Annotated in this window: 15 protein-coding genes; 5 read left to right on the top strand and 10 right to left on the bottom strand. The window is 73.8% G+C overall.

The genetic code is table 11. The features are described from left to right. Positions 1–20 precede the first annotated feature (20 nt). Positions 21–1,430, bottom strand: coding sequence for an NAD(P)/FAD-dependent oxidoreductase (locus DFJ68_RS18000; protein WP_121034912.1), 1,410 nt, complete (start codon positions 1,428–1,430; stop codon positions 21–23). 150 nt (positions 1,431–1,580) lie between these two features. Here DFJ68_RS18000 and DFJ68_RS17995 point away from each other — a divergent pair, with 150 nt between their 5' ends. Next, a complete protein-coding gene (locus tag DFJ68_RS17995) occupies positions 1,581–2,963 on the top strand; it encodes an aspartate aminotransferase family protein (RefSeq protein ID WP_121034911.1) in 1,383 nt (460 codons plus the stop codon). On the opposite strand, the gene DFJ68_RS17990 is transcribed toward DFJ68_RS17995, so the two are convergent. After that, on the bottom strand, positions 2,938–3,702 hold the full coding sequence (locus DFJ68_RS17990; RefSeq protein ID WP_121034910.1) for an NAD-dependent deacylase: 765 nt from the start codon (positions 3,700–3,702) through the stop codon (positions 2,938–2,940). The genes DFJ68_RS17995 and DFJ68_RS17990 overlap by 26 nt on opposite strands. Before the next feature lie 115 nt (positions 3,703–3,817). Between DFJ68_RS17990 and DFJ68_RS17985 the strand changes: the two genes are divergently transcribed. Next, positions 3,818–4,528 (top strand): TetR/AcrR family transcriptional regulator, encoded by a 711-nt coding sequence (locus DFJ68_RS17985; RefSeq protein WP_121034909.1) that lies wholly within the window; start codon positions 3,818–3,820, stop codon positions 4,526–4,528. A 62-nt stretch (positions 4,529–4,590) separates the two neighbouring features. Here the strand turns inward: DFJ68_RS17985 and DFJ68_RS17980 are convergent, their stop codons facing one another. Further along, on the bottom strand, positions 4,591–5,409 hold the full coding sequence (locus DFJ68_RS17980; RefSeq protein ID WP_211333422.1) for a thioesterase family protein: 819 nt from the start codon (positions 5,407–5,409) through the stop codon (positions 4,591–4,593). 169 nt (positions 5,410–5,578) lie between these two features. Here DFJ68_RS17980 and DFJ68_RS17975 point away from each other — a divergent pair, with 169 nt between their 5' ends. Further along, complete coding sequence (locus tag DFJ68_RS17975) at positions 5,579–6,520, top strand: helix-turn-helix domain-containing protein (protein ID WP_121034907.1); 942 nt, start codon at positions 5,579–5,581, stop codon at positions 6,518–6,520. Between the two features lie 78 nt (positions 6,521–6,598). Here the strand turns inward: DFJ68_RS17975 and DFJ68_RS17970 are convergent, their stop codons facing one another. From DFJ68_RS17970 to DFJ68_RS17960, 3 genes are all read right to left on the bottom strand, one after another. Further along, entirely contained in the window at positions 6,599–7,033 is a 435-nt protein-coding gene (locus DFJ68_RS17970) for an OsmC family protein (protein ID WP_121034906.1), read from the bottom strand. Between the two features lie 64 nt (positions 7,034–7,097). Next, positions 7,098–8,111: an LLM class flavin-dependent oxidoreductase gene (locus DFJ68_RS17965; protein ID WP_245963735.1), complete on the bottom strand. Its 1,014-nt coding sequence runs from the start codon at positions 8,109–8,111 to the stop codon at positions 7,098–7,100. A gap of 59 nt (positions 8,112–8,170) precedes the next feature. Continuing rightward, a complete protein-coding gene (locus DFJ68_RS17960) occupies positions 8,171–8,578 on the bottom strand; it encodes a DUF732 domain-containing protein (protein ID WP_121034905.1) in 408 nt (135 codons plus the stop codon). 15 nt (positions 8,579–8,593) lie between these two features. Here DFJ68_RS17960 and DFJ68_RS17955 point away from each other — a divergent pair, with 15 nt between their 5' ends. After that, entirely contained in the window at positions 8,594–8,884 is a 291-nt protein-coding gene (locus tag DFJ68_RS17955; RefSeq protein WP_121034904.1) for a hypothetical protein, read from the top strand. A 35-nt stretch (positions 8,885–8,919) separates the two neighbouring features. Here the strand turns inward: DFJ68_RS17955 and DFJ68_RS17950 are convergent, their stop codons facing one another. Continuing rightward, positions 8,920–10,137: a pyridoxal phosphate-dependent aminotransferase gene (locus DFJ68_RS17950; RefSeq protein WP_121034903.1), complete on the bottom strand. Its 1,218-nt coding sequence runs from the start codon at positions 10,135–10,137 to the stop codon at positions 8,920–8,922. A gap of 88 nt (positions 10,138–10,225) precedes the next feature. Next, the gene (locus DFJ68_RS17945) at positions 10,226–10,717 is read right to left on the bottom strand and encodes a MarR family winged helix-turn-helix transcriptional regulator (RefSeq protein WP_121034902.1); all 492 of its coding nucleotides are present in this window, start codon (positions 10,715–10,717) and stop codon (positions 10,226–10,228) included. A gap of 95 nt (positions 10,718–10,812) precedes the next feature. On the opposite strand from DFJ68_RS17945, the gene DFJ68_RS17940 reads away from it, so the two are divergent. Further along, positions 10,813–11,619: an SDR family NAD(P)-dependent oxidoreductase gene (locus DFJ68_RS17940; protein ID WP_121034901.1), complete on the top strand. Its 807-nt coding sequence runs from the start codon at positions 10,813–10,815 to the stop codon at positions 11,617–11,619. A 10-nt stretch (positions 11,620–11,629) separates the two neighbouring features. Here the strand turns inward: DFJ68_RS17940 and DFJ68_RS17935 are convergent, their stop codons facing one another. Together DFJ68_RS17935 and DFJ68_RS17930 are read right to left on the bottom strand one after the other, a co-directional pair. Then, on the bottom strand, positions 11,630–12,322 hold the full coding sequence (locus DFJ68_RS17935; RefSeq protein ID WP_121034900.1) for a LutC/YkgG family protein: 693 nt from the start codon (positions 12,320–12,322) through the stop codon (positions 11,630–11,632). Beyond that, entirely contained in the window at positions 12,319–13,758 is a 1,440-nt protein-coding gene (locus DFJ68_RS17930; RefSeq protein WP_121035516.1) for a LutB/LldF family L-lactate oxidation iron-sulfur protein, read from the bottom strand. The genes DFJ68_RS17935 and DFJ68_RS17930 overlap by 4 nt, the downstream gene beginning before the upstream one ends. Between the last annotated feature and the right edge of the window lie 8 nt (positions 13,759–13,766).

Genomic DNA, 13,766 nt, shown 5'->3' with positions numbered 1-13,766 from the left:
CCTGCGCGACGGCCGGGGCGTCACTGGCCGACGGCCGACCAGAACGTCGACGCGAGGCGGGACGGCCGGCCGGTGCGCTGCTCCTGGCGGTCGGCCGCGGTCATGAGCGCCGTGACGGCGTTGACGCCGAGCCACCGCAGCGGCTCGGGCTCCCACGAGCGGGACGAGCGGTTCGCCCACGGCAGCGAGGCGAGGTCGTCGGGGTCCTCGCCCGTGATCATCGCCGCGAGGGTGCGACCGGCGAGCGCCGCGGTCGCGACGCCGTCGCCGACGTAGCCACCGGCGAACCCGAGCCCCGTGCGCCGGTCGTGCCGCACCGAGGGGAACCAGTCACGGGGCACCCCGAGGTTGCCGCCCCAGGCATGGGTGAAGCGGGTGTCACGCAGCACCGGGAACAGCTCGCGCAGGATGCCGCGCAGGTGCTCGTGCACCCGGTCGTCACGGTCGAAGGCCGGCTGCACCCGGGAGCCGAAGTGGTACGGCGCGCCGCGACCGCCGAACGCGAGGCGCCCGTCGCGGGTGCGCTGCCCGTAGATCGTGAGGTGGCGCTTGTCGCTGAAGGTCGTGCGGTCGCGCAGGCCGACCTGCTCGAGCACGTCGTCGGCCAGGGGCTCGGTGGCCACCATGAGGGAGTAGACGGGCGCCACCGCGCGACGGCGCCCGGGGACGGTCGGCGTGTACCCCTCGGTGGCGAGCACGACGTGCTCGGCCCGGACCGTGCCGTGCGGCGTGACGACCCGGCCGGAGGCGACCTGCGTCGCCCGGGTCCCCTCGTGGACGACGACGCCGCGCCGCTCGACCGCTCGGGCCAGGCCCCGGACGAGCCGCGCCGGGTGGATCGCCGCGCAGTGGGGCGTGTACACCCCGCCGAGGGCGCCGGCGATGCCGGTCGTCTCGGCCACCTCCCCGGGGTCGAGCAGCCGGTGGTCGGAGTCGCCGAAGCCCCAGGAGCGGTACTCCTCCACGTCGGCGTGCTCGCGCTGCAGCTGCGCGGCGTTGCGCGCGACCGACAGGTAGCCGCCCTGGTCGAAGTGGCAGTCGATGCCCTCCTCGGCCGCGATCCGTCCGACGTCGGGAACGGTCCGGTGGAGCATGCGCTGCAGCCGCACCGCACCCTCGCGACCACCCTCACGCCCACCCTCACGCCCACCCTCACGGGCCAGCCGGCGCAGCGACGTCGGGAAGAGCGCCGAGCACCAGCCCCCGTTGCGGCCCGAGGCGCCGAACCCGGCGAACTCCTTCTCGAGCACGACGACGCGCAGGGAGGGGTCGGTGCGCACGAGGTGCAGCGCGGTCCACAGCCCGGTGTAGCCGGCGCCCACCACGGCGACGTCGGCCTCGACGTCGCCGAGCAGCGCGGGCCGGGGCACGACGGTCTCGTCGAGGGTGTCGTGCCAGAGGCTGAGCGAGCGCGGGTCGAGGGTCGCCATGCCGCCGAGTATGCCCCGTCGGCGTCGTCGCGGGAGCCGCAGTCGCCACGGATGCCGTCGTAGCGGAGCCGGGTGCCTACGGAACCCGTCGTCGACCTCCCATCAGGCGACCGCTTCCCTCGCCGACCGGCATTCGACACAATCGGGGGCGTGAGCAACCGGACGACCGACGTCACCCCCCTCGACCGCGACCGGCTCGCCCGGCTGCACGAGCGCGAACGCGAGGCCTTCCGGGCGGCCCGGCCCCGGTCGGCGGCCCTGGCCGAACGGGCCCGCGCCCACATGCCCGGCGGCGTGCCGATGAGCTGGATGGTCAAGTGGCCCGGCGACTTCCCCGTCTTCGTCGAGAGCGCCGAGGGGGCGCACTTCACGTGCGTCGACGGCATCGACCACGTCGACCTGTGCCTCGGCGACACCGGCGCGATGATGGGCCACTCCCCCGCCGCGACCGTCGAGGCGGTGACGCGCCAGCTGTCGCGCGGCATCACGACGATGCTGCCGACCGACGACGCCATCGCGGTGTCGCAGGGGCTGGCCGAGCGCTTCGGGCTGCCCTACTGGCAGTTCACCCTGACGGCCACCGACGCCAACCGGCACGCCCTGCGCTACGCCCGCCTGCTGACGGGCCGCAGCAAGGTCGTCGTGCACAACTGGTGCTACCACGGCTCGGTCGACGAGACGTTCGCGACGCTCGACGACCACGGCGAGACGATCGACCGGCCGAGCACCATCGGCCCGCCCGTCCCGGTGTCGGAGACGACTCGGGTCGTCGAGTTCAACGACCTCGAGGCGCTCGAGCGGGCCCTGGCCCACGGTGACGTCGCCGCCGTGCTCGTCGAGCCGGCGCTCACGAACATCGGCATCGTGCTGCCCGACCCCGGCTACAACGAGGGCGTGCGCGAGCTCGCCACCCGCTACGGCGCGCTGCTCGTCAACGACGAGACGCACACGGTCTGCGCGGGGCCGTCCGGCTACACCGGCGCCCACGGGCTGCAACCCGACCTCCTCGTCATCGGCAAGTCGATCGGTGGCGGGATCCCCTGCGGCACCTTCGGGTTCACCGCCGACATCGCCGACCGCATCGCACGGTCCGTCGAGCTGGAGGACATCGACGTGGGCGGTGTCGGCGGCACGCTGGCCGGCAACGGGCTCTCGTCGGCCGCCATGCGGGCCACCCTCGAGCACGTCATGACCCCGGCGGCCTTCGAGCACATGGTGCCGCTCGCCGACGCCTGGGCCGACGGCGTGCAGGCCGCGGTCGACCGCGTCGGGGCGGGGTGGAACGTCACCCGGCTCGGCGCACGAGCCGAGTACACCTTCGTGCCCCGCCCGCCGCGCACCGGCCAGGAGGCCCACGAGAGCGACGACTTCGAGCTGCAGCAGTACCTGCACCTCTACGCCCTCAATCGGGGCATCCTGCTGACGCCGTTCCACAACATGGCGCTGATGTCACCGGCCACGACGGCCGCCGACGTCGCGGCCCACACGACGATGTTCGACGACTGCGTCAGCGAGCTGTTCGCAGGGCGCTGACGAGGGCCGGCAGGGCCACCGCCGCGGTCTCTCGCCACCGGTGGTCGGCGACGTCGGAGGTCTCCGTCTCGACGGGGTTGATCTCGACGACGACGGCGCCACCGGCCCGCCCGACGGCCGGCAGGCCCGCCGCCGGGAAGACGAGGCCCGAGGTCCCGACGACGAGCACGAGGTCGGCCGCGGAGACGAGGTCGACGGCGCGGTCCCACGCGTCGGTGGGCAGCGGCTCCCCGAACCAGACGACCCCGGGGCGCACCCGAGCGCCGCACACGGGGCACGTCGGCGGCTCGATGCGGGCGACGGGCACGTCGGGCGCAGCGACCGTCCCGGGCCACGGGGCGTCGCACGACTCGCACCGGAACGCCGTGGCCGACCCGTGCAGGTGCACGACCTCGTCACTGCCGCCGCGCTCGTGCAGGTCGTCGATGTTCTGGGTGACGACGTCGACCCGGGACACCCCCGACAGCCCCGCCCATGCGGCGACGGCACGGTGACCGGCGTTGGGCTCGACGACCGCGAGCGAGGCGAACCGCGAGACGTACCAAGCCCACACGAAGGGCGCGTCCCGTTCCCAGGCCTCGACGCTCGCGAGGTCCTCCGCGTCGTAGCGGGCCCACAGACCGGTCTGCTCGTCGCGGAAGGTGGCGACCCCGCTCTCGGCCGACATGCCGGCCCCGGTGACGACGACGACCCGGGCGGCGCCGCGTGCGGCGTCGACGACCTCGGGCGGCACCGGCATACCTGAGGGTTTCACAGGGCATCCGACCCGCCGGGCACGCCCTGCCCCGCCCGTCCCCCGCCGGCACCCGCCCTCGCCCCCACCCTCGGGGGCCGGGGAGCACAATGAGCAGGTGATGTCCGCGGCCGCCCCCCTCCCCGAGAGACCGGAGCCGGCGACCCGTTCGACCTACCACCACGGCGACCTGCGGCGCGCGCTGCTCGACGCCGGCCTCGACCTCGCCCGCGAGGGAGGGCCCGACGCCGTCGTGCTGCGCGAGGCGACCCGCCGCGTCGGCGTGTCGGCCAACGCCGCCTACCGCCACTTCTCCGACCGCGACGCCCTGCTCGACGAGGTCGTCTCGATGGCCCAGTCGCTCGCGGCCGACACCATGGCCGACGAGGTCGACCGGCACGTGGGGGCGGTCGCCGAGGGGGGCGCTCACGAGGGCGCCGACGAGGGCGAGCGGGCGCAGGCGCGGCTGCGGGCCGTCGGCATCGGCTACCTGCGCTTCGCCATGGAGCAGCCGGGCCTCTTCCGCGCCGCCTTCGCCGTTCCGACCGACCTGCGTCGCGCCGCCTCGCCGGATGCCGCGGGGCTCGGCGGGCGCACCCCGTACCAGCTGCTCGGCGACGCCCTCGACGCCATGCTCGACTCGGGGGTGCTGCCCGCCTCGCAGCGGCCGGGCGCGGAGGCCCTCGCGTGGTCGACGGTGCACGGCCTGGCCATGCTCACGCTCGAGGGGCCGCTGCGCGACCTCGGCCCGGAGTTCGTCGCCGCGATCGGCCCGCGGCTCGTCGAGATGGTCGTCGTCGGCCTCGGCCTCCCCGGCACCACCCCCACCTGACCCGTCGAGAGGCCACGTCCCGACGCCCCTGGAACCGTCGAGAGGCCACTTCCTGATGGGAGTCAGCGACCCGGCATCCGCCGCACGGTGAGGATCTGCTCGGCGCGTCCGACCGGGCCGTCGACGTCGTGCAGGGTGGTCGACGTGATGCCGAGGCCGCCGGCGCCCATGCTGACGCGGGTGTCGAGGCCCACCCAGCCGGGTACCGGCTCGCGCAGCAGGTGGATGGTCAGGTCGACGTTGGGGAACATCCACTCGAGCGGGGAGGCCCGCACCGCAACGCCGTTGGCCGTGTCGACGAGCCGGACGAGGTCGGTCGTCGGGCTCGAGGTCTCCCCGTCGACGAGCGCGAAGTCGGTGCGCAGCCACGCCTGCGCGCGCCCCGGGCGGCGACCCTCCGCGATGCGGATCTCGAGACCGCGGATGTAGCCGCCGCCCCACGTCTCGGCGCCGTGCCAGAGGGGGAAGCTCTCGGGTGCTCCCATCGGCTCGAGCTCAAGGCCGGCGACGTCCGCCGAGTCGTGGTGGGCCAGACGCCACGCGGTGGCGCGCACGACGGCGCGACCGTCGACCTGCAGCTCGGCCTCGACGAGCTCGATGGTGCGACCGGGCCGGGTCGTTCGCACGGCGACGACGCCCGGCCGGGCGGGGATGAAGCCGAGGATGTCGAAGGTGATGCGCCCGACGTGCATGCCCTCGCGCGGCTCATGCGCGTCGATGGCGTGGGCGAGCAGTCCGCTAACCGGGGCCATGTGCTGCTCGTCGGTGCGCCAGGCCCCCTGGGCGTGCACGGTCGGCGCGAAGGTCGTCCCGTCGAGCCGACGGTAGTAGGCCGGCGTGGTCTCGTCGAGGACGTAGGGCTGGTCGGTGGCGCTGCTCACGACGGCCAGCCTAGGAGTCGGCACGTGGCCACTCGACGGGGTGGGTGGCGTCAGCAACTGGCCACTCGACGGGGTGGGTGGCGTCGGGAAGTGGCCACTCGACGGTGAGGGGGCGGGTGAGCAAGGGGGATCAAGCCACGGCGGGGTCGACCGCGTCACGATGGTCGACATGACCACCACCGGTGCAGCAGGCAGGGACGCCTTCGCCGCCTGGCTCGCGGTGCTCGTCGACACCCTCGACGAGCCGAACCTGGGCGGCGACGAGGTCGCCGCCCGCGTGCACCTCTCGCGCTTCCACCTCGACCGGGTCGTCAGCGCCATCGCCGGCGAGACCGCGGCGGCACTGCGACGCCGCGTGCTGCTCGAACGCGCCGCCCACCGGCTCGCGACCAGCCCCGACACCGGGGTCGTCGACGTCGCGGTCGAAGCCGGCTACGGCTCGCACGAGGCGTTCACCCGCGCCTTCCGACGCGCGTACGGCCGCACGCCCAGCGCCTGGCGCGAGCGACCCGGCATCCTGCGCCTCGAGGGCGCGAGCGGTGTCCACTTCACCCCGCCGAGCGGCATCCGGCTGCCGGCCCAGCAGAGAGTGACAGCCATGGACCTGTTGCAGAGCATGGTCGCCCACCACGTGTGGCTCACGGGCCGCATCGCCGACGAGGCCTCCCGCCTCACAGACGCGCAGCTCGACGAGCCGATCGTCGTCGGCATCGACGACGACCCCGACCCGTCGACGCTGCGCACCCTCGTCAGCCGGCTCGTCGGGCAGATGGCGATGTGGAACGCGCGGATGGCCGGGGAAGACTACGACTGGTCGCTCGAGGAGCGCGAGTCGATGACCTCGGCCCGCCGACGGCTCGCGGACGCGGCGCCCGTCTTCGTCGGGCACGTGCGGGAGGCGGTCGAGCAGGGGCGGCTCGACGACGTCTTCGTCGACGCCGAGTGCGACCCACCGCGCACGTGCACGTACGGGGCGATGGTCGCCCACGTGCTCACCTTCGCGGCCCACCGGCGGACCCTCGCCGTGCGGGCGCTCGACCACCACGGGGTCGGCGCCCTCGGCTGGGGCGACCCGATCGACTGGGTCGACGCCCCGGCCGCGACCCGCTGAGCGACGCCAGCGCGTCGGGAAGTGGCCTCGACGGTCGAGGGGGCGTCGGGACGTGGCCACTCGACGGTGGCGGTCAGGTCACTCGATGGTGGCGGTGACGTCGGCGCCGAGCATGACCGTGCGGCTGACGGTGCAGAACTCCTCGTGGCTGCGGCGCACGAGGCTGGGCAGGATGGCGCGGGCCTTGTCGCCGCCCTCGTCGTCGGGGAAGCGCACCCGGAAGGTGATCTCGATGTCCTTGAGGTGGTTGCCCTGCTCGTCCTTGACCTTGTCGGCGCTCACCTCGATCTCGAACGACTCCGGCTCTGCGCGTCGCGTCGTCACGGTGTCGACGTCGACGGCGGTGCAGCCCGCGATCCCGGCGAGCAACAGCTCGACGGGCGAGAGCTCGTCGGTGCCCGAGCTCGTCGTGACCGAGCCACCGCGGTCGTTGCGCACGGTGTAGTGGCCCTCGGAGTCGCGGGTCAGGGTGACGCGGCGCTCGTCGCGCCCGGTCGAGTCGCTGGCGGTCATGGCGGCAGCCTTCCAGATGAGGTGGGCGGGAGGGGATGCGGTGTGGTCGGCTCCGGGCGGAGCGTCAGCTCCACGCGTCGGCGAGCAGCTCGAAGCTGCGCAGCCGGTCGTCGTGGTCGTAGGCACCGCACGTGACGACGACCTCGTCGACGCCCGTCGCGTCGGTGAACTCCTGCAGCCGGTCGCGCACCTGGTCGGGTGTGCCGACGAACGACACCCGGATCATCTCGCTGACGGCCTGCCGCTCGGCCGGCGACCACGAGCCCATGAGGCTCTCGATGTCGCCCTCCGGCTTGAGCACGCCGCCGCGGCGACCGGTGATGATGCCGTGGAACCGGCTGAGCACGCTGGTGAAGAGGCGCTCGGCCTCCTTCTCGGAGTCGGCCACCATGATGTTGGCCGCCGCCATCGTGCGGGGCGCGTCGAACCCGCCCGGCTCGGTCGAGGGCACGAACCGGTCGCGGTAGACCTGCAGCGCGCTCATGAGCATGGCCGGCGCGAAGTGGGACGCGAAGCTGTACGGCAGCCCGAGCGAGGCCGCGACCTGCGCCCCGCCGTGGCTCGACCCGAGGATCCACACCGGCACGTGCGTCCCCTCCCCCGGGATGGCCCGCACCCTGGCGTCGGGATCGGGCTCGCCGAGGTAGCCGATCAGCTCCTCGACCTCGCCGGCGAAGTTCATCGCCGCCATGTCGTTGCGGCGCAGGGCCCGGCTCGTCAGCGGGTCGGTGCCCGGGGCGCGGCCGAGGCCGAGGTCGATGCGTCCGGGGTGCATCGTGGCCAGCGTGCCGAACTGCTCGGCGACGACGTACGGCGCGTGGTTGGGCAGCATGATCCCGCCGGAGCCGACGCGGATGCGCTCCGTCTTGTCGGCGACGTGCCCGATGAGCACCGCCGTCGAGCTCGACGCCACGCCGCGCATGTTGTGGTGCTCGGCCATCCAGTAGCGCCCGTAGCCCCACCGGTCGGCGTGCTGCGCGACGTCGACCGTCGCGGCGATTGCCTCGGCGGCGGTGCCGTCCTCGAGGACGGGCACGAGGTCGAGGATGTTCAGCTGCGGTCGGGTCGGGGTGCTCACACCCAGGCCAACGGCATCCCCGTCGTGGGCTATTCCGCCGCCGCCACCGGGCGGACCCCTCACGGCAGCTCGAGCGACGGGATCTGGTCGTCGTGGTCGGGGCAGAACGTCTGCACGCCGGCGGCCATGAGCCGCTTCGTGCGCAGCGCGTCGCCCTCGTTGCCGAGCGGGCGCCCGCCGTCATCGACCGCCACCTGCGCCAGCGTCGCGCCACCGCTGTCGAGGGCCCAGCACGTCGTCGTGCCGGTCTCGATGTCGTCGTCGACGCTCTCGCCGGTCACCGTCACGCCGAGCTTGCCGGCGGCGATGACGAAGTCGGCCTCCTCGGTCGTGATGCCCGGCCGCGCCTGGTATACCCCCGAGGGCAGGTCGGATGCCGTGGGGTCGCCGCCGCACGCGGCCACCGTCGCCAGCGTGGCGAGGGCGGCGAGCGTCACGGTCGCGTGGCGGAGACGGGAACGGCTCATCGCTACCCTGAACGCGTGACCGACCCCGATCGTCCCCCGAGGCTGCGCCCCGACGACGTACGGCTCGCCTCGGAGGCGCCGCTCGCCCGGGGCGCGGTGGTGTCGGCGGTGGCCGGCGTGCTGCTCGGCTTCTGCTTCGTGCCCCAGCTGCTCGCCCTCGCCCTGGCCGGTCTCAGCCTCGCGCGCCGCGAGCGGGCGGGCCGACGCCAGGCCTGGCTCGCGATCGGCATCGCGCTCGTGCTGACGGTGGTCTGGGCCGTCGCGCTCGGGGCCCTGCTGAAGTGGTGGGCCTCCACCCGCGGCTGACCCGCCGGCCGTCACGGGATGGGACCGGGTGACACTCAGCGACGCGCGTGGGTGGCGAGGAACTTCTCGATGCGCCCCACGGCATCCTCGAGCTCTTCGACCCGCGGGAGGAAGACGAGGCGGAAGTGGTCGGGCGTCGGCCAGTTGAAGCCGGTGCCCTGCACGATGAGCAGCTTCTGGTCACGCAACAGGTCGAGGGCGAACTTCTCGTCGTCGTCGACGGCGTACACGTCCGGGTCCAGGCGCGGGAAGAGGTAGAGCGCCCCCTGCGGCTTCGTGCACGACACGCCCTCGATCTGGTTGAGCAGCTCGTGGGCGACGTTGCGCTGCTCGAGAAGCCGCCCACCGGGGAGGATGAGCTCGTTGATCGACTGGTAGCCGCCGAGGGCGACCTGGATGGCGTGCTGCGCGGGCACGTTCGCGCAGAGGCGCATGTTGGCGAGGATGGTCAGTCCCTCGATGTAGCTGCGCGCGTGCTCCTTCGGGCCGGTGATGGCGAGCCAGCCCGAGCGGAAGCCGGCGACGCGGTAGGCCTTGGACAGCCCGTTGAAGGTCAGGCACAGCAGGTCGGGCGCGACGGCCGCGACGGAGGTGTGCGTGGCGCCGTCGAAGAGGATCTTGTCGTAGATCTCGTCGGCCATGAGGATGAGGTCGTGGCGCCGGGCGAGCTCGGTGATGGCCTCGAGCACCGGGCGCGGGTAGACGGCCCCGGTCGGGTTGTTGGGGTTGATGACGACGATCGCCCTGGTGCGGTCGGTGATCTTGCTCGCGATGTCGTCGACGTCGGGCGCCCAGTCGGCCTGCTCGTCGCAGACGTAGTGCACGGGCCTGCCGCCGGCGAGGCTCGTCGCGGCGGTCCACAGCGGGTAGTCGGGGGCGGGCAGCAGCACCTCGTCGCCGTTGTCGAGCAGCCCCTGCATCGCCATGACGATGAGCTCGCTGACGCCGTTGCCGAGGTAGATGTCCTCGACGTTGACGGGCGGGAAGTCGCGCACCTCGTAGTGCTGGGCGACCGCGCGACGGGCCGAGAGGATGCCCTTGCTGTCGCTGTAGCCCTGCGCCGTCGGCAGCTCGCGGATGACGTCGACGAGGATGTCCTGCGGCGCCTCGAACCCGAACGGGGCGGGGTTGCCGATGTTGAGCTTGAGGATGCGCTGGCCCTCGTCCTCGAGCCGCTTGGCCTCGGCCAGCACCGGTCCGCGGATCTCGTAGCAGACGTCGCGGAGCTTGCGGGACTGGGTGACCGGGCGCATGGCGACCAGCGTGTCACCCGAGGATGCCGGGAGCCGGGCATTTCCCACCATGTGACCCGGGCGCGTCGCCGGTCGGCCCGGCCCGCGTTCAGGCGACCGGCGGCGTCCAGCCGGGCTCGTCACGGACCGCGGCCGCGATGCGACCCGCCACCTCGCGCAGCTGCCGCTGCTGCGCCCGGGTGAGCGGGGCGAGGACGAGCCGCTGCACGGTGTCGGCGTGGCCGGGGGTGGCGAGGTCGTAGCGCGCCCTCCCCTCCGGGGTGAGGACGGTGAGGGTCGAGCGCCCGTCGGCAGGGTCGGCCTCGCGACGCACCCAGCCCTGGCGTTCCAGCCGGGTGACCGCGCGCGAGAGACGCGAGAGCGAGCTGTTGGCGTAGCCCGCCAGCACGCTCATCCGCAGACGGCCCTCGGGCGCCTGCGACAGGGCGAAGAGCACGCCGTACTCGAAGTGCGAGAGCCCCGCCGTGCGCTGCAGCTGCTCGTCGAGGGCGACGGGCAGCCACTCCATGACGGTCGCGAGGGCGACCCAGGTGCGCAGGTCGTCGCCCTGCAGCCCGGGGTCGGAACGGGTCTCGGCCATGCCCACCAGCCTAGGGCCAGCCCCGTCCATGACTTGCCTGAGCAAGCAAACCAACCTAGATTCACTTGCTCAAGCAAGCAAATGGAAGGATCACCATGGACCTCGACCTCACCGGCCGCACCGCCTTCGTCAGCGGCTCCACCCAGGGCATCGGCCACGCCGTCGCCGCCGCCCTCGTGGCCGAGGGGATGTCCGTCGTCGTGCACGGGCGCGACGCCGGCCGCGTCGAGGATGCCGTCGCGCGCCTCGTCGCCGCCGCTCCGTCGCCCGCGGTGCGGGTGCACGGCATCGCCGCCGACGTCGCCGAGCGCACGGAGGTCGGCCGGCTGCTCGCCGAGCTCGACGCGCTCGGGCCGGTCGACGTCCTCGTCAACAACGTCGGCCTCTTCGGCGTCGCCGCGTTCACCGACGTCGCCGACGACGAGTGGCACCGTTACCTCGAGGTCAACCTCATGAGCGCCGTGCGCCTCTCGCGGCACCTGCTGCCCCCGATGCTCGAACGCGGCTGGGGCCGGGTGCTCTTCGTCGGCAGCGAGTCGGGGGTCGACGTCCCCGCCAACATGGTCCACTACGGCGTGACCAAGGCGGCGCTCCTCGCGCTCGGCAACGGGCTGGCGAAGCTGACCCGCGGCACGGCCGTCACCGTCAACACGGTGCTGGGCGGGCCCACGTGGTCGGACGGCGTCGCCGACGCGGTCGAGGGCCTCGCCCGGCAGCAGGGCCTGGACCCCGCCGCCCTGCGCACCGCCCTGGCCGCCGAGCGACCGACCTCGCTGCTCGGCCGGTTCATCGAGCCCGACGAGCTGGCCGGGCTGCTGGCCTACCTCGCCAGCCCTCGTTCGTCGGCCGTCAACGGGGCGGCGCTGCGCGCCGACGGCGGGGTGCTCACCACCCTGCTGTGACGCCGTCCCCTCATTCGGCGACGACCACGACGAGGGTGCGGGGCCCGTGCACGCCCTCGACCCGCTGCAGCTCGATGTCGCTCGTCGCGCTCGGCCCGCTGACCCACGTGAGCGGCCGCGGCGACGCACCGGGCCGCAGACGGGCCACCGCCTCGGGCACGTCGTGCACGACCTGGTCCGCCCGGACCACACAGACGTGGACGTCGGGGACGAGGGTCAGCGCCCGTCGACCCTGGTCAGGCCCGTGGTCGAGCACGATCGTCCCCGTCGTCGCCACCCCGACCGCGGATGCCGTGACGACCCCGTCGATCTCGTCGAGCGCCTGCGCCGTGGTGGCGTCGCTCTCGCGCACCACCCGGAGCCGGTGCGACCCGTCGGCGGTGGCGTCCGTGGCTTCGGGCATGCCCTGGGTGAGGGCGGCCACCCACGCGGCGTCGAGCCCGTCGGGGACGGCCACCGACCGGCATCCGGCGTCGCGCAGGGCCCGGGCGACCGCGGCGCCGACCTCGGCGGCGGGGACGCGCACGACGACGGCGCGGTAGTCGGCGACGTTCTCGGCGAACAGCTCGACCGTCTCGTGGGCGCCGGGTGAGGCGACCTCGACGACCGGGGTGGCCCCCCGGTCGCCGACCGGGGCGGTCACGTCGGCCGTGGCCGCCCGCACGCGCGCCAGGATCTCGTCGCGGGCGCTCGTGGGGCTCATCGCCCGCCTCCCTGCTCGTCGCCCGCGTGGCCGTCGGCGTGCTCGCGGGCCCACCACTGCCGGAACGTCTCCGTCGGGGGCGTCGGCAGGTCGCGGGCGTCGGTCCACCCTCCGAGCCCCGGCACCCGGCGCACCGTGCGGTCGCCGACGATGCGCCCGGCGAGGGTGGCCCCGCGTTGTGCGATGGCGAGCCGCTTGGGGTCGGACAGCACCCACGCGGCCGCGCGCATCGCCGCCGACTCGGCGCGGTGGCCCCCCTGCTCGACCACGGTACCGCGCAGCTGCACGAGCAGCTCGGGGATGTCGATGCGCACGGGGCAGGCGTCGAAGCACGCCCCGCAGAGGCTGGAGGCGTACGGCAGCGAGGCGTCGATCTCGCTCGTCGTACCGCGCAGCTGCGGGTTGAGCACCGCGCCGATCGGGCCGGGATAGACCGAGCCGTAGGCGTGCCCGCCGGTGCGCTCGTACACCGGGCAGACGTTGAGGCAGGCCGAGCAGCGGATGCACCGGAGCGCCTGGCGGCCCACCGGGTCGGCGAGCACGTGGCTGCGGCCGTTGTCGACGAGCACGACGTGCACCTCCTGCGGGCCGTCGTCGTCGTGGACGCCGGTCCACATCGTCGTGTACGGGTTCATCCGCTCGCCGGTGCTCGAGCGGGGCAGCAGCTGCAGCATGACGCCGAGGTCGCCCCACGTCGGCAGCACCTTCTCGATGCCGACGACGGAGATGAGGGTCTCGGGCAGGGTGAGGCACATCCGCCCGTTGCCCTCCGACTCGACGACGACGAGGGTGCCGGTGTCGGCGACGGCGAAGTTCGCGCCCGACACCGCGACCTTGGCGCGCAGGAACTTCTCGCGCAGGTGCAGTCTCGCGGCCTCGGCCAGCCGGGCCGGCTCGTCGGTGAGGTCGTCGGGCGCGGGCCGCCCGACCTTGCCCATCTCGGAGGTGAAGATGTCGCGGATCTCGCTGCGGTTCTTGTGGATCGCCGGCACGAGGATGTGGCTGGGACGGTCGTGCCCGAGCTGCACGATGAGCTCGGCGAGGTCGGTCTCCCACGCCCCGATGCCGGCGGCCTCGAGCGCCTCGTTGAGCTCGATCTCCTGCGTTGCCATCGACTTGACCTTGACGACCTCGTCAACCCCCTTGGCGCGCACGAGGTCGACGACGATGCGGTTGGCCTCCTCGGCGTCGCGCGCCCAGTGCACGGCGGCGCCGCGCGCGGTGAGGCTCTCCTCGAGCTGCTCGAGGTAGTCGGCGAGGTGGGTCAGCGCCTCGTCCTTGGCGTCGGCGCCCGCGACGCGCAGCGCCTCCCACTCGGGCACCTCCGCGACCACCTGGGCGCGCTTGGCCCGGATCGTGTGGGTGGCCCCGCGCAGGTTGGCGCGCTGCTGCGTCTTGGCCAGTGCGGAACGGGCGGATGCCGGGAACGCGGGCATCCCGACGA

It is taken from the genome of Terracoccus luteus, from assembly GCF_003635045.1.
In the GTDB taxonomy this organism is placed as follows: domain Bacteria; phylum Actinomycetota; class Actinomycetes; order Actinomycetales; family Dermatophilaceae; genus Terracoccus; species Terracoccus luteus.
The sequence above is the reverse complement of the archived record's forward strand: the minus strand, read 5'-3'. Positions and strand labels throughout refer to the sequence as shown.